The sequence below is a fragment of the Kocuria sabuli genome, assembly GCF_040981185.1.
Lineage (GTDB): Bacteria > Actinomycetota > Actinomycetes > Actinomycetales > Micrococcaceae > Kocuria > Kocuria sabuli.
This window is the reverse complement of record NZ_JAVHZE010000001.1, coordinates 84,873-105,834: the sequence shown is the minus strand read 5'-3', so window position 1 is coordinate 105,834 and position 20,962 is coordinate 84,873. Positions and strand designations below refer to the sequence as shown.

At 73.4% G+C, this 20,962-nt stretch carries 15 protein-coding genes and 1 riboswitch; of the genes, 13 read left to right on the top strand and 2 right to left on the bottom strand.

The window, feature by feature from the left end; all coding sequences use genetic code 11:
* Positions 1-20: 20 nt before the first annotated feature.
* Entirely contained in the window at positions 21-1,316 is a 1,296-nt protein-coding gene (clpX, locus tag RE027_RS00445) for an ATP-dependent Clp protease ATP-binding subunit ClpX (protein WP_368806269.1), read from the top strand.
* Positions 1,317-1,383: 67 nt separating this feature from the next.
* Complete coding sequence (locus tag RE027_RS00440; RefSeq protein ID WP_368806268.1) at positions 1,384-1,980, top strand: mycothiol-dependent nitroreductase Rv2466c family protein; 597 nt, start codon at positions 1,384-1,386, stop codon at positions 1,978-1,980.
* 84 nt (positions 1,981-2,064) lie between these two features.
* On the opposite strand, the gene valS is transcribed toward RE027_RS00440, so the two are convergent.
* Positions 2,065-4,701 carry a valine--tRNA ligase gene (valS, locus tag RE027_RS00435; RefSeq protein ID WP_368806267.1) on the bottom strand — a complete coding sequence of 879 codons (2,637 nt, stop codon included), beginning with the start codon at positions 4,699-4,701 and terminating at the stop codon, positions 2,065-2,067.
* A gap of 329 nt (positions 4,702-5,030) precedes the next feature.
* On the opposite strand from valS, the gene ileS reads away from it, so the two are divergent.
* The 4 genes from ileS to ndk all read left to right on the top strand — a co-directional run bounded on the left by ileS (position 5,031) and on the right by ndk (position 10,743).
* Positions 5,031-8,378 (top strand): isoleucine--tRNA ligase, encoded by a 3,348-nt coding sequence (gene ileS, locus RE027_RS00430; RefSeq protein WP_368806266.1) that lies wholly within the window; start codon positions 5,031-5,033, stop codon positions 8,376-8,378.
* Positions 8,375-9,748, top strand: a complete 1,374-nt coding sequence (locus tag RE027_RS00425) for a bifunctional folylpolyglutamate synthase/dihydrofolate synthase (RefSeq protein ID WP_368806265.1) — start codon at positions 8,375-8,377, stop codon at positions 9,746-9,748. The genes ileS and RE027_RS00425 overlap by 4 nt, the downstream gene beginning before the upstream one ends.
* Positions 9,749-9,848: 100 nt before the next feature.
* Positions 9,849-10,283 (top strand): DUF4233 domain-containing protein, encoded by a 435-nt coding sequence (locus RE027_RS00420; protein ID WP_368806604.1) that lies wholly within the window; start codon positions 9,849-9,851, stop codon positions 10,281-10,283.
* A 43-nt stretch (positions 10,284-10,326) separates the two neighbouring features.
* Positions 10,327-10,743 carry a nucleoside-diphosphate kinase gene (gene ndk, locus RE027_RS00415; RefSeq protein WP_368806264.1) on the top strand — a complete coding sequence of 139 codons (417 nt, stop codon included), beginning with the start codon at positions 10,327-10,329 and terminating at the stop codon, positions 10,741-10,743.
* Between the two features lie 73 nt (positions 10,744-10,816).
* Here the strand turns inward: ndk and RE027_RS00410 are convergent, their stop codons facing one another.
* Positions 10,817-11,449, bottom strand: a complete 633-nt coding sequence (locus tag RE027_RS00410; protein WP_368806263.1) for a vitamin K epoxide reductase family protein — start codon at positions 11,447-11,449, stop codon at positions 10,817-10,819.
* A 416-nt stretch (positions 11,450-11,865) separates the two neighbouring features.
* Here RE027_RS00410 and RE027_RS00405 point away from each other — a divergent pair, with 416 nt between their 5' ends.
* The 7 genes from RE027_RS00405 to obgE all read left to right on the top strand — a co-directional run bounded on the left by RE027_RS00405 (position 11,866) and on the right by obgE (position 20,899).
* Positions 11,866-15,078 (top strand): Rne/Rng family ribonuclease, encoded by a 3,213-nt coding sequence (locus tag RE027_RS00405; protein WP_368806262.1) that lies wholly within the window; start codon positions 11,866-11,868, stop codon positions 15,076-15,078.
* Between the two features lie 93 nt (positions 15,079-15,171).
* Positions 15,172-15,265: riboswitch (TPP riboswitch) on the top strand.
* Positions 15,257-16,132, top strand: a complete 876-nt coding sequence (gene thiM, locus RE027_RS00400; protein ID WP_368806261.1) for a hydroxyethylthiazole kinase — start codon at positions 15,257-15,259, stop codon at positions 16,130-16,132. It overlaps the preceding riboswitch by 9 nt.
* Positions 16,129-16,812 carry a thiamine phosphate synthase gene (thiE, locus tag RE027_RS00395; protein WP_368806260.1) on the top strand — a complete coding sequence of 228 codons (684 nt, stop codon included), beginning with the start codon at positions 16,129-16,131 and terminating at the stop codon, positions 16,810-16,812. Before thiM ends, thiE begins: the two co-directional genes overlap by 4 nt.
* Entirely contained in the window at positions 16,809-18,329 is a 1,521-nt protein-coding gene (gene thiD, locus RE027_RS00390) for a bifunctional hydroxymethylpyrimidine kinase/phosphomethylpyrimidine kinase (protein WP_368806259.1), read from the top strand. The genes thiE and thiD overlap by 4 nt, the downstream gene beginning before the upstream one ends.
* A gap of 219 nt (positions 18,330-18,548) precedes the next feature.
* Positions 18,549-18,860, top strand: a complete 312-nt coding sequence (rplU, locus tag RE027_RS00385; protein WP_017834600.1) for a 50S ribosomal protein L21 — start codon at positions 18,549-18,551, stop codon at positions 18,858-18,860.
* A 63-nt stretch (positions 18,861-18,923) separates the two neighbouring features.
* Complete coding sequence (rpmA, locus tag RE027_RS00380) at positions 18,924-19,181, top strand: 50S ribosomal protein L27 (RefSeq protein ID WP_017834601.1); 258 nt, start codon at positions 18,924-18,926, stop codon at positions 19,179-19,181.
* 152 nt (positions 19,182-19,333) lie between these two features.
* Positions 19,334-20,899: a GTPase ObgE gene (obgE, locus tag RE027_RS00375; RefSeq protein ID WP_368806258.1), complete on the top strand. Its 1,566-nt coding sequence runs from the start codon at positions 19,334-19,336 to the stop codon at positions 20,897-20,899.
* The last annotated feature ends 63 nt before the right edge of the window (positions 20,900-20,962 follow it).

The following is a 20,962-nucleotide window of genomic DNA, read 5'->3' as shown; positions in this document are numbered from 1 at the left end:
CCCGACCAGAGGACTGATTCATGGCGCGCATCGGCGAGACCGCGGATCTGCTCAAGTGCTCCTTCTGCGGCAAGAGCCAGAAGCAGGTCCGCAAGCTCATCGCGGGCCCACGCGTCTACATCTGCGACGAGTGCATCGAGCTGTGCAACGAGATCATCGAGGAGGAGCTGAGCGAGGTCAAGGACCTCGAGCAGCAGGAGCTGCCCACCCCCCACGAGATCTACCAGCACCTGCACCAGTACGTGATCGGGCAGGAGACCGCCAAGCGCGCCCTGTCCGTGGCGGTGTACAACCACTACAAGCGGGTCCGGGCCGGCGAGAACGGCAAGCCCCTGTCCCTGGCCACCGCGGGCGGTGACGAGGACGTGGAGATCGCCAAGTCCAACATCCTGCTCGTGGGGCCCACCGGCTCCGGCAAGACCTACCTCGCGCAGTCGCTGGCCCGCCGCCTCGACGTCCCGTTCGCCGTCGCCGACGCCACCTCGCTGACCGAGGCCGGCTACGTCGGCGAGGACGTCGAGAACATCCTGCTCAAGCTGATCCAGGCCGCCGACTACGACGTCAAGCGGGCCGAGACGGGCATCATCTACATCGACGAGATCGACAAGATCTCACGCAAGTCCGAGAACCCCTCGATCACCCGCGACGTCTCGGGGGAAGGCGTGCAGCAGGCGCTGCTGAAGATCCTCGAGGGCACCGTGGCCTCCGTGCCGCCGCAGGGCGGGCGCAAGCACCCGCAGCAGGAGTTCATCCAGATCGACACGACGAACGTGCTGTTCGTCGTGGCCGGCGCCTTCGCCGGCCTCGAGGACATCGTGGACTCCCGTGCCGGTCACACCAGCATCGGCTTCGGCGCCGCCCTCCGCGAGAGCGGCCCGCGCGGCGACGTGATGGCCGACGTCATGCCGGAGGACCTCCTGAAGTTCGGCCTGATCCCCGAGCTCATCGGACGCCTGCCCGTGGTGACCACGCTGCGCGAGCTGACCGTCCCGGACCTCACCCGGATCCTCACGGAACCGCGCAACGCCCTGGTGAAGCAGTACCGGAAGATGTTCCAGCTCGACGGCGTCGAGCTGACCTTCGACCCGGAGGCCCTGGAGGCCGTCGCGGAGCTCGCGATCCAGCGCGGCACCGGCGCGCGCGGTCTGCGCGCCATCCTCGAGGACGTCCTGCAGCCGGTGATGTTCGAGCTGCCCAGCCGCGACGACATCGCCGCCGTGCTCGTCACCGCCGAGGCCGTGGCCAAGCAGGCCGAACCGGAGATCATCACGCACGAGATGATCCGCGAGGAGCAGAACCGGAACAAAACGGCCTGAGCCGTGGCTTGTACCCCGTGAGGCGCCCGCCATTCCCGGCGGGCGCATCCGCGAGGAGAGGAAGCTGATGACGGACAAGGTCGATTTCTGGTTCGATCCCCTGTGCCCCTGGGCCTGGATGACCTCCCGCTGGATGGAGGAGGTGGAGTCCCGCCGCGACGTCGAGGTGACGTGGCGGATCATCTCCCTCGGCATCCTGAACGAGGACAACGTGGACAACCACCACCACGGCCACGAGGAGTCGATGTGGCTCGTGCGCGTGGTCGAGGCCGCGGCGCGCGCCCACGGCGACGAGTACCGCAAGAAGCTCTACGACGCCATGGGCACCCGTCGCCACCCCGGTGGGGTGGAGGACCTGGAGCAGATCATCACCGAGTCGCTCGAGGAGGTCGGCCTGCCCGCGGAGCTCGCGGCGGCCAAGGACTCCGCCGAGCTCGACGACGCGCTGCGGGCCTCCACCGAGGCCGCGCAGGCGGTCGCCGGCCAGGACATCGGGACCCCCTGCATCGCGGTCAACGGGGTCGGCTTCTTCGGCCCCGTGTTCACCCCCGCGCCGAAGGGCGAGGACGCCGCGCGGGTCTGGGACGGGGCCCTGGCCCTGGCCTCCTACCCGGGCTTCTACGAGCTCAAGCGGGGCCGGGAGAAGGGCCCCGACTTCTCCTGACCCGTCCCGGACGGATCCGGAGCACCGGAGACCAGGAGGGCCCGGCCGCAGCTGCGGCCGGGCCCTCCTGGTCTCCGCGGACGGCTAGCGGGCGGGCTCCTCGGCGGGGGCCAGCTCGACGTCGCGCACGCTCATGCCCTCCTCGGCGGCCACGAGGGTGAGCTCCTCGGCGTTGCCCGCGGCCCGGAGGTCGCCCAGGCCCGCCTCGAGCCGGGCGACGTCCTCGGCGGGCGCGGTGATGGTCGCCGAGCGCACCGCGGTGCGCTGCTTGACCTTCGCCTCGGACTTCGCCTTGCGCAGCCCGGACAGCGCCTCGCCCACGGTCGTGAGGATCTCCGGGTCGGCGCCGGTCACGGCGTCGGCGTAGCCCTCCACCGTGGGCCACGCCGCACGGTGGACGGAGCCGGAGCGCCACCACGACCACACCTCGTCCGTGGCGAAGGGCAGGACCGGGGCGAACAGCCGCAGCAGGGCGTCGAGGGTCGTGGCGAGGGCGGCGTGCACGGACGCCTGCGCGGCCTCGCCGCGGGCGCCGTAGGCGCGGTCCTTGACGAGCTCGACGTAGTCGTCGGTGAACGTCCAGAAGAACTGCTCGGTGAGCTGCAGCGCCCGGGCGTACTCGTAGTCGGCGAAGGCCTGCGTGGCGCGCTCCACGACGGTCGCGAGCTGGGCGAGCAGCGCCCGGTCCAGGGCGTCGGTGACGACGTCGGTGGACGCCCCGGCGCCGAGCACCGAGGCCTCGGTGACGCCCTGGGCGAGGACGAACTTCGAGGCGTTGAGCAGCTTGATCGCCAGCCGGCGGCCGATCTTCATCTGCCCCTCGTCGTAGGCGGTGTCCGCGCCCAGGCGGGCGGAGGCGGCCCAGTAGCGCACCGCGTCAGCCCCGTAGTTCTCGAGCACCTCGGTGGGGACCACCACGTTGCCCTTGGACTTGGACATCTTCTTGCGGTCCGGGTCGAGGATCCACCCGGAGAGCGCGGTGTTCGTCCAGGGCACGGTGCCGGCCAGCGACTCGGAGCGCACGACCGTGGAGAAGAGCCAGGTGCGGATGATGTCGTGGCCCTGGGGCCGCAGGTCCATCGGGAAGGTGTTGGCGTGCAGCCGCTCGTCGAACCCCCAGCCGGTGGCGATCTGGGGCGTCAGCGAGGACGTGGCCCAGGTGTCAAGCACGTCCGGGTCGCCGGTGAAGCCGTGCGGCCGGTCCCGCTGGGACTCGTCGAAGCCGGGGGCGGGGTCGGCGGCCGGGTCCACCGGCAGCTGGTCGTGGGCGGGCAGCACCGGCGCGTCGTAGTCCGGGTTGCCGTCGCCGTCGAGCCGGTACCAGACCGGGAACGGGACCCCGAAGAAGCGCTGGCGGGAGATCAGCCAGTCGCCGTTGAGGCCCTCGATCCAGTTCTCGTACCGCGAGCGCATGAACGAGGGGTGCCAGTCCATCTCGCGCCCGCGCCCGAGCAGCGCCTCGCGCCGGTCGGCGTCGCGGCCGCCGTTGCGGATGTACCACTGGCGGGAGGTGACGACCTCGAGGGGCTTGTCGCCCTTCTCGTAGAAGTTCACCGGGTGCATGACCTTCCGCGGCTCGCCCGCGAGGTCGCCGGAGGCGCGGAGCATCTCCACGACGGCCTGCTGGGCGGAGAACACGGTCTTGCCGGCGACCTCGGCGTAGCGCTCGGCCGGGGCGCCCGCGGCGATCCACTCCGGGGTCTCGCTCGCGAAGCGGCCGTCGCGGCCGATCAGCGCGCGGGTCGGCAGGTCCAGCTCCCGCCACCAGGTGACGTCGGTGAGGTCGCCGAAGGTGCAGATCATCGCGATCCCGGAGCCCTTGTCCGGCTTGGCCAGCGGGTGCGCCCGGACCTCGACCTCGACGTCGAACAGGGGGGAGCGCACGGTGGTGCCGAACAGCGGCTGGTAGCGCTCGTCGTCCGGGTGGGCCACGAGGGCCACGCACGCCGGGAGCAGCTCGGGACGGGTGGTCTCGATGTGGACCGTCCCGCCGTCGGGGCGGTGGAAGGCCACCCGGTGGTAGGAGCCCTCGCGCTCCCGGTCCTCGAGCTCGGCCTGGGCGACGGCCGTGCGGAAGGTGACGTCCCACAGGGTGGGGGCCTCGGCCATGTAGGCGTTGCCGGCCGCCAGGTCCTCGAGGAACGCGCGCTGGGAGACCGCCCGGGAGCGGTCGTCGATGGTGCGGTAGGTGCGGGTCCAGTCCACGGACAGGCCCAGCGTGGAGAAGAGGTGCTCGAAGACCTTCTCGTCCTCGACCGCCAGCTCCTCGCACAGCTCGATGAAGTTCTTGCGGGAGACCACGTCCCAGTCCCGCTGGTTCTTCGCGGGCTTCTCCGGCGGGCGGTAGCCCTCGACGTAGGGCCGGGTGGGCTCGCAGCGCACGCCGTAGTAGTTCTGCACGCGGCGCTCGGTGGGCAGGCCGTTGTCGTCCCAGCCCAGCGGGTAGAAGACGTTCTTGCCGGTCATCCGCTGGAAGCGGGCGATCACGTCCGTCTGCGTGTAGGAGAACATGTGGCCGACGTGGAGGGAGCCGGAGGCGGTCGGCGGGGGGGTGTCGATCGAGTAGACCTGCTCGCGGGTCGTGTCCTCGTCGAACGCGAAGGTGCCCTCCTCGCGCCACTTCCGGGAGTACGTCTGCTCCAGGCCCTCCAGCGCGGGCTTGTCGGGTACGGTCACGGTCTTCGGTGCGGGCGTGTCTGTGCCCTGCGTGTTGTCAGCCATGCCGACCAGTCTCTCACGAGCGCCGCGGCCGCCATGGTGGGCCCGGGGCGGGCGCCCGCGCCGTCGGCCCCGTGGGTTAAGATGGGGGCAGTCATCACGGCGTCGATCCGGCCATCACCGGGGAGCCTTCGGAAGAACAGGACCCCCGGGTCCCCAGTAGAACCGAACGGGTAAGCCCGTCACAGCAGTCAACGAGCGGCGGCCCGCCCCCTCCGGGGAGCGGACCGCAAGCGAGGTGGTACCGCGTTCCGCCCCGGGCGACCGGCCGGCAGCGTCCTTGCTCCCTGACCCGCACGAGCAGCACCGACGTCAGAACGAGGATGGACCCCGTGTCAGACCAGCCCGTCTACCCCAAGGCGACCACCGACCCCGCCGCCCGCGGCGTGCCCGCGGCCCCGGCGTTCCCGGCCGTCGAGGAGCGGGTCCTCGCCTACTGGGCGCAGGACCGCACGTTCCAGGCCAGCGTGGACCAGCGCGACCCCGGCCGGGACGGCTCCAACGAGTTCGTGTTCTACGACGGCCCGCCCTTCGCCAACGGCCTGCCGCACTACGGCCACCTGCTCACCGGCTACGTCAAGGACCTCGTGGCCCGCTACCAGACGCAGCAGGGCCGCCGGGTGGAGCGACGCTTCGGCTGGGACACCCACGGGCTGCCCGCCGAGCTGGAGGCCATGAAGCAGCTGGGCATGGCCGACAAGCAGGAGATCGAGCGGATGGGCGTCGCGGCGTTCAACGACGCCTGCCGCTCCTCGGTGATGCAGTACGCCTCCGAGTGGCAGGACTACGTGACCCGTCAGGCCCGCTGGGTGGACTTCGACAACGACTACAAGACCCTCAACCCGGACTACATGGAGTCCGTGATCGCGGCGTTCAAGGCGCTCGACGACAAGGGCCTCGTCTACTCCGGCTACCGGGTCCTGCCCTACTGCTGGAAGGACGAGACGCCGCTGTCCAACCACGAGCTGCGGATGGACGACGACGTCTACAAGGACCGCCAGGACCAGACCGTCACCGTCACCTTCCCCGTGCTCGACGACGCCTCGTGGGCGGTCCGGCCGGAGCTCGTCGCGGAGCTGGCCGGCGTCGAGGCCCTCGCCTGGACCACCACGCCCTGGACGCTGCCGACCAACCAGGCGATCGCCGTGGGCCCGGAGATCGTCTACGCGGTGGTCCCCGGCGCCGGGGGGCTCGCGGGCCGCCGCTTCCTCGTCGCGGAGGAGCTGCTGGGCGCCTACGCCAAGGACCTCGGCTACGGCGACGAGGAGGACCCCGCCGCGGCCGCGGCCGCCGCCGTGACCGCCCGCCACCGCGGCGCGGACCTCGAGGGGCTGCGCTACCAGCGGCTGTGGGACTACTTCGCCGACGCCGAGCGCTTCGGCACGGCCACGTCCTGGCAGTTCGTCGTCGCGGACTACGTCACCACGACCGACGGCACCGGGCTGGTCCACCAGGCGCCCGCCTACGGCGAGGACGACCAGAACGTCTGCGCCCGCTACGACATCCCCGTGGTGCTCTCCCTCGACGAGTCCGGGGTCTTCTACCGGCTCTTCGAGGACGACCGCCTCGCCGCGGGCGCGCCCCTGGCCGGGATCGCCGGGCGCAACGTCTTCGACAAGGACGTGGCCCGCACGGTGGTCCGCGACCTCAAGGCCCAGGGCCGGCTGGTGCGCCAGGCCACCTACGAGCACCCGTACCCGCACTGCTGGCGCTGCCGCAACCCGCTGATCTACCGGGCCGTGACCTCCTGGTTCGTGGAGGTCACCCGGATCAAGGAGCGGATGGTCGAGCTCAACCAGCAGATCAACTGGATCCCGGGCAACGTCAAGGACGGCCAGTTCGGCAAGTGGCTCGAGAACGCCCGCGACTGGTCGATCTCCCGCAACCGCTACTGGGGCTCGCCCATCCCGGTCTGGGAGTCCGACGACCCCGAGCACCCGCGCCGCGACGTCTACGGCTCGCTCGCGGAGCTGGAGGCCGACTTCGGCCGGCTGCCCCGCAACGACCGCGGCGAGGTGGACCTGCACCGGCCGTGGATCGACGAGCTGACCCGCCCCAACCCGGACGACCCCACGGGCCGCTCCACCATGCGCCGCGTGCCCGAGGTCCTGGACGTCTGGTTCGACTCGGGGTCCATGCCCTACGCGCAGGTGCACTACCCGATGGAGAACCGGGAGTGGTTCGGGACCCACAACCCGGGCGACTTCATCGTGGAGTACATCGGCCAGACCCGCGGCTGGTTCTACACCCTGCACATCCTGGCCACCGCGCTGTTCGACCGGCCCGCGTTCCGCAACGTCATCAGCCACGGCATCGTGCTGGGCTCGGACGGGCAGAAGATGTCCAAGTCCCTGCGCAACTACCCCGACGTCAACGAGGTCCTGGACCGGGACGGCGCGGACGCGATGCGCTGGTTCCTGATGTCCAGCCCGATCCTGCGCGGCGGGAACCTGGTCGTCACCGAGCAGGGCATCCGCGACGGCGTGCGGCAGATGATGCTGCCGCTGTGGAACGTGTACCACTTCTTCGGCCTGTACACGAACGCCGCGAACGGCAGCGCCGGGTACGAGGCCCGGACCCGCCACGAGTCCGGCAACGTCATGGACCGCTTCGTGCTCGCGGCCACCGGCCGGCTGGTGACGGACGTCCAGGAGGCCTTCGACCGCTACGACGTCTCCGGGGCCGCCGAGCACCTGCGCGCCTACATGGACACGCTGACCAACTGGTACGTGCGCCGCTCTCGGGACCGGTTCTTCGACGAGGACACCGTGGCGTTCGACGTCCTGCACACCTGTCTGGAGGCCGTCTGCCGCGTGGCCGCCCCGCTGCTGCCGCTGGTCACGGAGGAGATCTGGCGCGGGCTCACCGCCGGGCGCTCCGTGCACCTGACCGACTGGCCGGACGCGTCGCTGTTCCCGGCCGAGCCCGAGCTGGTGCGGCGGATGGAGACCACCCGCGGCATCTGCTCGGCCGGCTCGGCCCTGCGCAAGGCCCACAAGCTGCGCGTGCGCCAGCCGCTGGCCGGGATGACCGTCGTCGTCCCCGGCGGCAACGAGCTCGCGGGCACCTTCGAGCACATCGTCGCGGACGAGCTCAACCTGCGGTCGGTGACCCTGCTCGACGCCGCCGAGGCCTCCGCCGAGCAGTTCGGCATCTCCCAGCAGCTCAAGGTCAACGCCCGGGCGGCGGGACCGCGCCTGGGCAAGGGCGTGCAGACCGTGATCCGGGCGGCGAAGTCCGGGGACTGGTCCACCGCGGAGGACGGCACCGTGACCGCCGGCGGGACGGTGCTGCAGGCGGGCGAGTACGAGCTGGAGACGGTCGTGGCCGACGACGCCGCGGCCGGCTCCCGCGCCGTGACCGTCCTGCCCGGCGGCGGCTTCCTCGTCCTGGACACCGAGCTCACCCCCGAGCTCGAGGCCGAGGGCACCGCCCGGGACATGGTGCGGGCGATCCAGCAGGCCCGCAAGGACGCCGACCTCCGGGTCTCCGACCGGATCCGCGCCGTCGTCACCGCCGACGAGCGCACGGTCGCGGCCCTGGAGGCCCACCGCGAGCTGGTGGCCGGCGAGACGCTGGCCACCGAGCTCGAGCTGCGGGTGGGCGAGCCGTCGGTGGCCGTGGCCGTCCTCGGCGCGGCCCCCGCCGCGGCGACCGGCGCCGGGACGGTGCAGGCATGAGCGCCCCGTTCGCGGAGGCCGGCGACGCCGGCACGGTCGAGGAGGTCTACGCCCGGCTGCTCGACCGCGCCCCCGAGAACAAGATGGCCCCCCGCCTGGACGCGATGCGCCGGGCCATGGAGGTGCTCGGCGAGCCGCAGCGGGCCGCCCCGGTGATCCACCTGACCGGCACCAACGGCAAGACCTCGACCGCCCGGATGATCGAGGCCCTGCTCCTGGCCCACGACCTGCGCGTGGGCCGCTACACGAGCCCACACCTGACCCGGGTCACCGAGCGGATCAGCGTGGACGGCGCGCCGGTCGACGACGAGGCCTTCGTGCGGGTCTACGGGGAGATCGCCCCGTACCTCGCGTTCGTCGACGCCGAGCTGGCCGAGCGCGGCGAACCCCGGCTCAGCTACTTCGAGACGGTCACCGCGCTCGCGTTCGCGGTGTTCGCGGATGCACCGGTCGACGTCGTCGTGCTGGAGGTGGGCATCGGCGGCTCCTGGGACGCGACGAACGTGGCCGACGCCGTGGTCTCCGTGGTCACCCCGATCGGCCTCGACCACACCGACATGCTCGGCGACACGCTGGAGGCCATCGCCACGGAGAAGGCCGGGATCGTCAAGCCGCACGGCTTCCTCGTCTCCGCCCCGCAGGACCCCGAGGCCGCCGGGGTGCTCCTCGCGCGGGCCCGCGAGCTGGGGGTCCCGTTCCGCTTCGGCGGCGTCGAGTTCGGCGTGGAGTCCCGCGCCACGGCCGTCGGCGGGCAGGTCCTCGTCCTGCAGGGCCTGGCCGGGCGCTACCCCGAGGTGCTGCTGCCGCTGTTCGGCGTCCACCAGGCGGAGAACGCCGCGACGGCCGTGGCCGCCGTGGAGGCGTTCCTGGGCGGGGGCGAGAAGGAGCTCACCCCCGAGCTGGTGCGCACGGGTCTGGGCGCCGTGGAGTCCCCGGGCCGCCTCGAGCTGGTCCGGAAGGCCCCGCCGGTGGTCCTCGACGCGGCCCACAACCCGCACGGGCTCACGGCCGCGGCCACCGCCCTCAAGGAGGCCTTCACCTTCGGGAAGCTCAACCTGGTGGTGGGTGTGCTCCAGGAGAAGGACGCCGAGGAGATGCTGCGGGTCCTGCTGGACGAGTACGAGGAGTACAACACGGAGTTCTGGTTCACCCGGTCCTCCTCGCCCCGGGCGATCGACCCGCAGGAGCTCGCGGAGCTCGCCGTGGACCTCGGCTTCCCCGAGGACGTGGTGCACGCCTCGGCCCAGCTCGACGACGCCGTGGCGCAGGCCGTGCAGGACGCGGCGGCCCGCCCGGAGTTCGACGGCGCCGTGCTCGTCACCGGCTCGATCACCGTGGTCGGCGAGGCCCGGACCCTGCTGGGGCTGTGACCGTGCGCCGCGCCCCGCACCCGCCGATCCGGCCGTCGAACCATCCGCAGACCGACCCGCCGACCCGTCCGCAGGAGAGGAACCGTCCCACGTGGCACGCATGACCAAGGCCCAGCGCGAGTGGCGACCGGGGCAGCCCCGGCCGCGGCGCTCGATCCGCACGATGTTCGCCTCCTCCGTGCTGGTCATGGAGGCGTTCATCGCCTTCTTCGCCGCGCTCACGGCCTACGGCGTCCTCGGCCGCGACCTGGGGGACGGCGGCCGCACGGGGATCTTCGTGGGCGGGTGCGTGCTCGCCGCCGTCCTGCTGCTGGCGCCCGCCGTGCTGGGCCGTCCCTGGGGGTACACCGTGGGCTGGGCCCTGCAGGTCGTGCTCGTCGCGACGGGCTTCGTGCTCCCGCCCATGTTCGTCGTGGGCGGGCTGTCCCTGCTGGCGTGGTGGTACGCCGTGCGCACCGGGGCGCGGCTGGACCGGGAGAACGCCGCCCGCGACGCGGCCCAGGCGCGGTGGGAGCGGGAGCACCCGGACGGCTAGGCTGGGGACCGACATCCCAGACCCGTCCCTCGGAAGGATCCCCATGAGCACGGAACGCACCCTCGTCCTCGTCAAGCCCGACGGCGTGGCCCGCGGCCTCACCGGCCAGGTCCTCGCCCGGATCGAGGCCAAGGGCTACCGGCTGGTCGACCTGCGCCTGCTCCAGGCCGAGCGCTCCGTGCTCGAGCAGCACTACGCGGAGCACCAGGGCAAGCCCTTCTTCGAGCCGCTGGTCGAGTTCATGCTGAGCGGGCCCGTGGTCGCCGCCGTCGTCGAGGGCCACCGGGTGATCGAGGGCTTCCGCTCCCTGGCCGGGACCACCGAGCCCACCACCGCCGCGCCGGGCACCATCCGCGGCGACCTCGGCCGGGACTGGGGCGAGAAGGTCCAGCAGAACATCGTCCACGGCTCGGACTCCCCGGAGTCCGCCGAGCGGGAGATCGGCATCTGGTTCGGCTGAGCGCCCGTCCTCCGACGACGGCGGCCCGCCTCCCAGCAGGGAGGCGGGCCGCCGTCGTTCCCGGTGCGGCCGGTCAGGCCGGGAAGATGACCCCGGCGAAGCGGATCAGCACCGTGCCGAAGATCAGCACGAGCAGCGCCGCGGACACGAACCACGCCCACTGCTCGGCCCCGCGCGCCACGGCCGCCGGTGCGGGCAGGACGCCGGCCCGCAGGTTCCGGGCGGTGGTGTGCACCAGCAGGACGGTGTGCACCACCCAGACGAGCATGCAGTACAGGCACAGGGCGTTGATCTCGAAGGTGGTCTGGAACCACAGCCACAGCACGAAGACCCAGCCGAGGGTCACCCCGATCTGCACGCCCCACCAGTACCAGGCCGCGAACCGGGCACCGGCCAGCACCGCCAGGGCCACCGCCAGCACCACCGCGTAGGCCACGATGCCGATGAAGGGGTTGGGGAAGCCGAAGGCCTCGGCCTGCGGGGTGCGCATGACCGTGCCGCAGGACAGCCACGAGTTGATGTCGCAGCTGGTCCGGTGGCCGGCGTCGAGGAAGAGCTGGAGCCGCTCGTGGACCAGCGTGGCGGCGCCGTAGAAGCCGAGCAGGGCGGTCACGAGGGCCACGAGCCCCCAGCGCCGGTCGGCGCGCACGGCGTGCGCGGAGCGCTGGGCGGGGGAGTCGTCGAGGGCCGGGGCAGTGGAGGTCACAGGCCCGATCCTAGGGGATGCTGCCGGGGGTTCCCCGGGAGCCCCGCGGGGCGGTTTCGGCCCGTGACGGGGGCAATCCGGCCCGGACCCGGGCGTCTGTGAGATACTGGCCACGGTCGAGCCCGCCCGTACGCGGAATCTCGGCCCAGACGGACTTCGACCATCGGTCGGCAGGACCCGCGGCTCTCAACGGATTGAGCGCGTCCGCCGCCGGCCCAAGACCGTTGCCCTCGTGAGCAACGGCTCGGAGCACCGGACTGGCTCGTTGCCGTCCCCGCCCGTTCGCGTGGTGTGCGGGACGCGACGGGTACGCACAGGACTTCTGGCCGCCGCGTGGACCCCACCGGCGAAACGCCGACCAAGCCGTTGCGGGGCCCGGGTACGGACGGCGTACCGCGGCAGGAGCACAGCTGTATATGGATGCCGAACAGGTGAACCAGGACGGGGCGCAGGACGCCCTGGACGCTGGTCAGCAGAACACATCGGACGACGCGCGCCGGGAGCCCCCGGCCGTGGACGGGGCGGTCCCGGAGACCGCACCCGGGACCCTGGGGGAGACGCCGGGCGACGTCCTCGACGAACCGGCCGGCGCGGCGCAGTCCGCTCCGGCGCACGGCGACGCCGCCGGGACCGACACCCTCGACGTCGCGCCGGGCACCGCCGTGCCCGGTGACGAGCGGCCCGGATCGGTGGCCGAGGAGGTCTCCGCGCCGAGCCGTCCCGGACCCGACACGCCCGGGGCCGAGGTGGCCGCCGAGAGGATCGAGCCGGCCGGTGAGGCCGAGGACCTCGGCGTGCCCGCCGCGGCACCGGCGGCCGGCGACCCGACACCGGCGGCCGGCGACCCGGCGACCGACGACCCGGCACCCGCCGGGTCCACGCCGGACGCGGGCACCACCCACGACGCGGGGAGCGCTTCCGACGACGCCGAGGACGAGGACGAGCAGGAAGCCATCGGCTCCCTGTCCGCCGCCGTCACGGCGACCTCCCTGATGTTCCACGCCCCGGACCTCGACGAGCTGCGGGAGGCCGCGCAGCAGCGCGCGGCGCGCCGCCGTGAGGCCCGGCGCCGCCAGCAGGAGGAGAACGCGACCGCCGAGGACCCGGGCGACGGGTCCGAGGCGGAGCCGGCCGAGGCCGCCGACGAGGGCGAGGAGGCCGGTCAGGGCGACGGCGGGGGCGTGACCAACCGCCGCCGCCGTCGCCGGCGTCGCGGCGAGGTCGACATGGAGCTCGTGGGCGGCGACGACGACGACCCGCCCAACACGGTCACCCGGGTCCGCGCCCCGCGGGCCGCGGAGACCGCGACGTCCGACGAGGTCGTCGCGGTCAAGGGCTCCACGCGGCTCGAGGCCAAGAAGCAGCGCCGGCGCGAGTCCCGCCAGACCGGCCGCCGCCGCCAGGTCATCACCGAGGCCGAGTTCCTCGCCCGCCGCGAGTCCGTCGAGCGGCAGATGCTGGTGCGCCAGAAGGACAACCGGATCCAGATCGGGGTCCTCGAGGACGGCGTGCTGGCCGAGCACTTCGTCTCCCACACGCAGCAGGACTCGCTGATCGGCAACGTCTACGTCGGCAAGGTGCAGAACGTGCTGCCGTCCATGGAGGCGGCGTTCATCGACATCGGCCGGGGCCGCAACGCGGTGCTCTACGCCGGCGAGGTGAACTGGGACGCGTCGCGCCTCGAGGGCGGGCCGCGCCGGATCGAGCTGGCCCTCAAGTCCGGGGACTCGGTGCTCGTCCAGGTCACCAAGGACCCCGTGGGCCACAAGGGCGCCCGGCTCACGAGCCAGATCTCCCTCCCCGGCCGCTACCTGGTCTACGTCCCGGGCGGGTCGATGACCGGGATCTCCCGGAAGCTGCCCGACGTCGAGCGCGCCCGGCTGAAGAAGATCCTCAAGGACCGTCTGCCGGACGGCGCGGGAGTCATCGTGCGCACCGCCGCCGAGGGGGCCTCCGAGCAGGAGCTCACCCACGACATCAACCGGCTGCGCGCCCAGTGGGAGCAGATCCAGGAGCGCTCGGGCTCCACCAAGACCCTGCCCCCCGAGATGCTCTACGCGGAGCCGGACCTGACGATCAAGACCGTCCGCGACGTCTTCAACGAGGACTTCACCACGATGGTCGTCCAGGGCGACGAGGCGTGGGACAACATCGAGGCGTACGTGACCTACGTCGCGCCGGACCTGCTCGACCGGCTCAAGAAGTGGGACGAGGACGAGGACCTGTTCGTGAACTACCGTGTGGAGGAACAGATCCAGAAGGCGCTCGACCGCAAGGTCTTCCTGCCCTCGGGCGGCTCGCTCGTGATCGACCGGACCGAGGCCATGACGGTCGTCGACGTCAACACCGGCAAGTTCACCGGCTCCGGGGGCAACCTCGAGGAGACCGTCACCAAGAACAACCTGGAGGCGGCCGAGGAGATCGTGCGGCAGCTGCGGCTGCGGGACATCGGCGGCATCATCGTCATCGACTTCATCGACATGGTCCTCGAGTCCAACCGTGACCTCGTGCTGCGCCGCCTGGTGGAGTGCCTGGGCCGGGACCGCACCAAGCACCAGGTGGCCGAGGTGACCTCCCTGGGCCTGGTGCAGATGACCCGCAAGCGGATGGGCACGGGCCTGCTGGAGGTGTTCTCCGAGCCGTGCGAGCACTGCGCCGGCCGGGGCGTGGTCGTCCACGAGCAGCCGCTGGAGAGCCGCTCCGGCGGCGTCACGGGGGACCCGCGCGACCAGCAGCGGCCCAACCGCACCGAGCGCAAGCGCAACCGCCGCGGCCCGGCCGAGCAGCAGCCGGCCCGTGCCGAGGCCCAGGGCGCCGAGCCCGATCCCGCGGAGAAGGCGAAGGCCGATGCCGCGCGCACGGCGTTCGCGACCATCGCGGCCGCCACCCACCACGAGACCCCGGACGAGGCGGAACCGGCACCCGGCGACGAGTCCGCCGCCCCGGCGGAGTCCCGGCCGGAGGGCTCGGGACGCTCGCGGAAGAAGCGGCGCGGCAAGCGCAGCCGCAACCGCGGTCAGAACGGGGAGGCCGCGGCCGAGCAGCAGGAGGCGGGGGAGACCCTCGACCCGGCCGAGGACGAGCGCGGTGCCGACCGGGACGACCGCGAGGCGGTGACCGAGCAGGGCTCGCGCCTGACCATCAAGGGCGAGGTCATCGAGCTCCCGCAGGGCCACGTGCCCGCCGTCGAGGAGCCCGCCGAGGCGCCGCGGCTGAGCCTGGACTCCCTCGCGGAGGCCTTCGGCCAGAACACCCCGGAGGGGGCGGCCCCCGAGCAGTTGGCCCCCGAGCAGGAGGCCCCCGCCGCCGAGGAGGCGGAGGCTCCCGAGCCCGCCGCCCCGGCGCAGCGGCCGGCTGCGAGCGGGCCGTCGGCGGAACCCGCCGCCGAGGCCCCGGCCGAGCCGGTCCGCCCGCGCCGCCGCTCCCGGCGTGCGTCGGCCCCGGCCGCCCGGCCGGGCGAGGCCGAGGTGACCGCCGGGCAGGCGGCCGCCGCCGAGGGCGCGCGCCACGAGGCGAGGACCGCCGCGGAGTCCCCGCAGCGGAGCTCCCCCGACCGGGCGCCGACCGTCGTGGGCGTCGGCGTCAAGGCCGAGGACCTCACGAGCGGCCGGCCCACCGGCCAGGGCTGAGCCCCCGCTCGCCGACACCCCACGGAGGGCCCCGACCGCACGGTCGGGGCCCTCCGCCGTCCGGTCCCGGCGTCGCGGCGACTAGACTGGGGGACACCTGACACGGGGTGCCGCGCGAGCGGCTGAGAGCACACCCGTCGAACCTGATCTAGCCAGTACTAGCGAAGGGATGTCGCAGATGCGCGATGCCGTACCCCCGCCCGCCCGCCCCGCAGGAGCGGAGGGGACGGCGCCGCCGGACCCGGCGCTCGCCGAGGACGCCGCCGCGGCCCTCGAGGACCTGCGCACCGCGGCGCCGCTGGTGCAGTGCATCACCAACGCCGTGGTCACCAACTTCACCGCCAACGTCCTGCTCGCCGTGGGCGCCTCGCCCGCCATGACGGACATCCAGGGCGAGGGCGGCGTCTTCGCCGAGCTCGCCGACGGGCTGCTCGTCAACACCGGCACGCCCACCGCCGAGCAGCGCGGCGCCGCCTACGAGGCCGTCGGGGCCCGCCGCCGCGCCGGCCGGGCCTGGGTCCTGGACCCCGTGGCCGTGGGCGTGCTGCCCGTGCGCACCGCGCTGGCCCGCGACCTGCTCCAGCACCGGCCGGCGATCGTGCGCGGCAACGCCTCGGAGATCATCGGCCTCGCCGGCGGCGCCGGGGGGCGCGGCACGGACGCCACCCACGGCATCGACGCCGCCCGGGACGCCGCCGCCGCGCTCGCCGGGCAGGCCGGCGCCGCGGTGGCCGTCTCCGGACCCGTAGACCTCGTGCGCGCCCCGGACGGCGCCGTGGTGCGGGTCCCGCACGGCACGCCGCTGCTGACCCGCGTCACCGGCGGCGGCTGCGCCCTGGGCGCGCTCATGGCCGCGTTCACCGCCGTCCGGGCGGACGCGGCCGCGGCGGCGGTCGCCGCCACGACGGTCTACACCCTGGCGGCCGAGGACGCGGCCGCGGACTGCGGCGGCCCCGGCTCGTTCGCCGTGGCCCTGCTGGACCGGTTGCACACCATCACGCCGGAGCGGATCGCCGCCCGGGCCGGGCTCGTGCGCGAGGCGGGCGCCCGGTGAGCGCCCACCTCGATCCCGCCGCCCTGGTCCTGCACCTGGTGACCGACTCCGCGCTCAGCGCGCCCCGCAGCGTCCCCGACGTCGTGGCGGCCGCCGTGGCCGGCGGCGCCACCATGGTGCAGGTGCGGGAGAAGCACGCCCCGGTCCGGGACCTGGTGGCCCTGCTGATGGCCGTCGCCGAGCGCGTGGGCCGGGACGTGCCCGTGCTCGTGGACGACCGCGCCGACGCCTACCTGGCCGCCCGGGCGGCCGGGGCCCCCGTGGCGGGGGTGCACGTCGGCCAGTCCGACCTGCCGGTGGAGCTGGCCCGGCGGATCTGCGGGCCGGACGCCGTCCTGGGCCTCAGCGCCGCCACGGCGCAGGAGCTGGACGCGGCGGCCGCCCTGCCGCCGGGCACGGTCGACTACCTGGGGGTCGGCGCCGTGCACGCCACCCGCACCAAGCCCGACCACCCCGAGCCGCTGGGCGTCGAGGGCTTCGCCCGCGCCGCGGCCCGCACCGGCCTGCCGTGCCTGGCCATCGGCGGGGTGCGCGTCGAGGACGCCCCCGCCCTGCGCGCCGCCGGCGCCGCGGGACTGGCCGTGGTCTCCGGGATCTGCGCCGCGCCCGACCCCGCCGCGGCCGCCGCCGCATACGTCCGGGCCTTCGCCCGCAGCACCGCCGAGGAGGCAGTCCGATGAGCACCGCCGTACCCCGCGTCCTGGCCGTCGCCGGCACCGACCCCACCGGAGGGGCCGGCCAGCACGCGGACCTGAAGTCGATCGCCGCGATGGGCGGCTACGGGATGAGCGCCGTCACGGCCGTGGTCGTGCAGAACACCCTCGGCGTGCGTTCCATCCACGTCCCGCCGGTCGAGTTCCTCGCCGCGCAGCTCGACGCGGTCGCCGAGGACGTCGAGATCGACGCCGTCAAGATCGGCATGCTCGGCTCCGTGCCCGTGATCGAGACGGTGACCCGCTGGCTCGAGGCCCACCGGCCGCCGATCGTGGTCCTGGACCCCGTCATGATCGCGACCTCGGGCGGGCGCCTGCTGGAGCCCGAGGCCGAGGACGCCCTGCGCGCGATGCTCCGCCTCGCCGACCTCGTCACCCCGAACCTGCCGGAGCTGGCGGTGCTCGCCCGGGAGGACGTCGCGTCGTCGTGGGCGGAGGCGCTCGCCCAGGGCCACCGCGTGGCCCGCGAGCACGGGACGCTGGTGCTCGTCAAGGGCGGGCACCTCACCGGGGACCGCACCCCGGACGCGCTCGTGGGCCCGGCCGCGCCGGAGCCCCTCGTCGCGTTCGACGGCGCCCGCGTGGCCACCGAGAACTCGCACGGCACCGGCTGCTCGCTCTCCTCCGCCCTGGCGACCCTGCAGGCCCGGCACGGGGACTGGGCGCGGAGCCTGGGGATCGCCCGTGACTGGCTGCGCGGGGCGCTGGAGCGCTCCGGGGACCTGTCGGTCGGCCACGGCAGCGGTCCCGTGCACCACTTCCACCACGTCCAGGAGGCCCTCGAGACCTGGGGCACGGCACCGGCCCGGTTCAGCGACGAGCTGTGGGCGGCCTCCGCCGGCGTGCGCCGGGAGATCGAGGAGCTCGACTTCGTCCGCGGCCTGGGCGACGGCGGGCTGGAGCCGGAGTGCTTCCTCGCCTACCTCGACCAGGACCTGCAGTACCTCGACGGCTACAGCCGGGCCCTGGCCCTGCTGGCCGCCCGGGCACCGGACGAGCGCCAGCGGCTGTTCTTCGCGGCCGGCGCCGTGTCCTGCGCCGAGACGGAGACCCGGCTGCACCGCGCCCGTCTGCAGCATGCCGGGGCCGGGAGCGCCGGCGGCGCGCCCGGGGAGGTGACCCGGCGCTACACCTCGTTCCTGCTCGCGGCCACCGCCGCGGAGCCCTACCCGGTCGGCCTCGCCGCGGTGCTGCCGTGCTTCTGGGTCTACGCCGACGTCGGCCGGCACCTGGGGGAGCTCGCGGCGGCCGCGGGGACCGGCGACCACCCCTACGCGGACTGGCTCGCCACCTACGCCGACGAGGGCTTCCAGGAGGCCACGCGCACGGCCCGGGAGCTGCTCGACGAGGCCGCCGGGGACGCGTCCCCGGCCGTCCGGGAGCGGATGCGGGAGGTCTTCCTGGAGGCCTGCGTCCTCGAGCGGGACTTCTTCGACGCGCCGGTGGCGGAGCGCCGGTTGGCGGGTGCTGACCGGATCGAGTAGTCTTGATCTTCGGTGCCATGCCGGTGCGCGCGTGTAAAACTCGACACCCCACCTGGCGGCACATGCGGGTGCAGTTCCTGAATTGCGGCGAACCTGCGCTGACCTCGGCCTAGTCCCACGGGCCGGTCACCGTCAGCTCGTCTCAACGTCGTTGGTCCTGACAGGTATGCGCTCGACCCACACTGTTTACACATGACGTCGAGAGAAGTGAGTTCCCAAGTGGTGTACGCGATTGTCCGCGCTGGCGGCCGCCAGGAAAAGGTTTCCGTCGGAGACCTCGTTACCCTTGACCGCGTCGCCGGCGGCGCAGGCAGCACCATCGAGCTCCCTGCCCTGCTGCTGGTCGACGGGGACAAGATCACCTCGGATGCCCAGACCCTGGCGAGCGTCAAGGTCACGGCCGAGATCGTCGAGAACCTCCGCGGTCCCAAGATCTCCATCCAGAAGTTCAAGAACAAGACCGGCTACAAGAAGCGCCAGGGCTTCCGCGCCGAGCTGACCACCGTCAAGGTGACCGGCATCGACGCCTGACCGGCGCGAACCCTCCCCTGTAGACTCCGGACGCCAGTCCCAACACGAAGGTAGGAACATCCCATGGCACACAAGAAGGGCGCGAGCTCCACTCGCAACGGTCGGGACTCCAACGCGCAGTACCTCGGTGTGAAGCGCTTCGGCGGCCAGACCGTCAACGCCGGCGAGATCCTCGTCCGCCAGCGCGGCACGCACTTCCACCCCGGCCTGAACGTCGGCCGCGGTGGCGACGACACCCTCTTCGCCCTGGCCGCCGGCCAGGTCGAGTTCGGCACCCGCCGGGGCCGGAAGGTCGTCAACATCCAGGCTGCCGCCGAGTAGTCGACCGGGCCGGTCCGCCGGCCCCCGGTGCGGGTTCCGACCCGCACCGCCCATGTCTGATCTGTGGAGGGTGGGTGCGTCCAGCGCCCGCCCTCCACAGTTTTAACCCGGCCCGTGCGCGGGCACGCCCGTTCTTGACCAGAGGAGTTCCCGTGGCCAGTTTCGTCGACCGCGTCGTCCTGCACGTGTCCGGCGGTTCCGGGGGGCACGGCTGCGTGTCCATCCGCCGCGAGAAGTTCAAGCCCCTCGGCGGGCCGGACGGAGGCAACGGGGGAGACGGCGGCAACGTGATCCTGCGCGTGGACGGCCAGACCACCACGCTGCTGAACTACCACCACGTCCCGCACCGGTCCGCGCCCAACGGCGGCCCCGGCAAGGGCGACCTCCGGCACGGCCACAACGGGGAGGACCTCGTGCTCTCCGTGCCCGACGGCACCGTGGTCAAGGACGGCGACGGCAACGTCCTGGCCGACCTCGTGGGCCAGGGCGCCGAGTTCGTGGCCGCCCCCGGCGGGCAGGGCGGGCTCGGCAACGCCGCGCTGGCCTCGGTCAAGCGCAAGGCGCCCGGCTTCGCCCTCCTCGGCACCCCGGGCGCGTCCCGGGACGTGGTCCTGGAGCTGAAGTCCATCGCCGACATCGCGCTGGTCGGCTATCCCTCCGCGGGCAAGTCCAGCCTCGTCGCGGCCATCAGCGCCGCCCGGCCCAAGATCGCCGACTACCCGTTCACCACGCTCGTCCCGAACCTCGGCGTCGTCCAGGCCGGGGACGTGCGCTACACCGTGGCCGACGTGCCCGGGCTGATCCCCGGCGCCTCCGAGGGCAAGGGCCTGGGCCTGGAGTTCCTGCGCCACGTCGAGCGCTGCGCCGCCCTCGTGCACGTCCTGGACTGCGCGACCCTCGAGCCGGGCCGGGACCCGATCTCCGACCTCGAGACCATCGAGGCGGAGCTCGCCGGCTACGCCGTCGACGGCGACCTCGCCGGCGGGGACGCGCTGCCGCTCAACGAGCGGCCCCGGCTGGTGGCGCTCAACAAGATCGACGTCCTCGAGGCCCGCGAGCTGGCGGACTTCGTGCGCCCCGAGCTCGAGTCCCGCGGCTACCGCGTCTTCGAGATCTCCACCGCCTCCCACGAGGGCCTGCGCCCGCTGACCTTCGCCATGGGCGAGGTCGTGGAGCAGGCCCGGGCGGCGCGGCCGGCCCAGGCCGAGCCCCCGCGCGTGGTGCTGCGGCCCCGGGGAGTGCGCGGACCCGAGTTCACCATCACCCGCGAGGAGCGCAACCTCGAGCCGCTGTGGCACGTGCGCGGCGACAAGCCCGACCGCTGGATCCTGCAGACCGACTTCAACAACGAGGAAGCGGTGGGCTACCTCGCCGACCGGCTCGCGAAGCTCGGTGTCGAGAGCGAGCTGTTCAAGCAGGGCGCCCGCCCCGGCGACGCCGTGCTCATCGGTCCCGAGGACAACGGCGTGGTCTTCGACTGGGAGCCCACGATGGTCGGCGGCGCGGAGCTGCTGGCCGGACCGCGCGGCACGGACCTGCGCTTCGCCGACATCGACCGCCCCACCCGCGAGCAGAAGCGCCAGCAGTACCAGGAGCGCAAGGACGCCAAGGCCGCCGCCCGCGCCGAGCTCGAGGCCGAGCGGAGTGCCGGGGTGTGGACCGAGTCGGTCGACGCCCGTCGCGGCGACGGCGAGCCCACCCCCGGCACCGACGACTGACGACCACGGCCCGACCGGCGACCACGACCCGAAGAGGGACCGACCCGACGAAGCACCGACGGA

What these genes read in the sequence shown, in the direction of transcription:
- clpX (WP_368806269.1), top strand. Translation starts at nt 21, where the DNA reads ATGGCGCGCATCGGCGAGACCGCGGATCTGCTCAAGTGCTCCTTCTGC.
- RE027_RS00440 (WP_368806268.1), top strand. Translation starts at nt 1,384, where the DNA reads ATGACGGACAAGGTCGATTTCTGGTTCGATCCCCTGTGCCCCTGGGCC.
- valS (WP_368806267.1), bottom strand. Translation starts at nt 4,701, where the DNA reads ATGGCTGACAACACGCAGGGCACAGACACGCCCGCACCGAAGACCGTG.
- RE027_RS00425 (WP_368806265.1), top strand. Translation starts at nt 8,375, where the DNA reads ATGAGCGCCCCGTTCGCGGAGGCCGGCGACGCCGGCACGGTCGAGGAG.
- RE027_RS00420 (WP_368806604.1), top strand. Translation starts at nt 9,849, where the DNA reads ATGACCAAGGCCCAGCGCGAGTGGCGACCGGGGCAGCCCCGGCCGCGG.
- ndk (WP_368806264.1), top strand. Translation starts at nt 10,327, where the DNA reads ATGAGCACGGAACGCACCCTCGTCCTCGTCAAGCCCGACGGCGTGGCC.
- RE027_RS00405 (WP_368806262.1), top strand. Translation starts at nt 11,866, where the DNA reads ATGGATGCCGAACAGGTGAACCAGGACGGGGCGCAGGACGCCCTGGAC.
- thiM (WP_368806261.1), top strand. Translation starts at nt 15,257, where the DNA reads ATGCGCGATGCCGTACCCCCGCCCGCCCGCCCCGCAGGAGCGGAGGGG.
- thiD (WP_368806259.1), top strand. Translation starts at nt 16,809, where the DNA reads ATGAGCACCGCCGTACCCCGCGTCCTGGCCGTCGCCGGCACCGACCCC.
- rpmA (WP_017834601.1), top strand. Translation starts at nt 18,924, where the DNA reads ATGGCACACAAGAAGGGCGCGAGCTCCACTCGCAACGGTCGGGACTCC.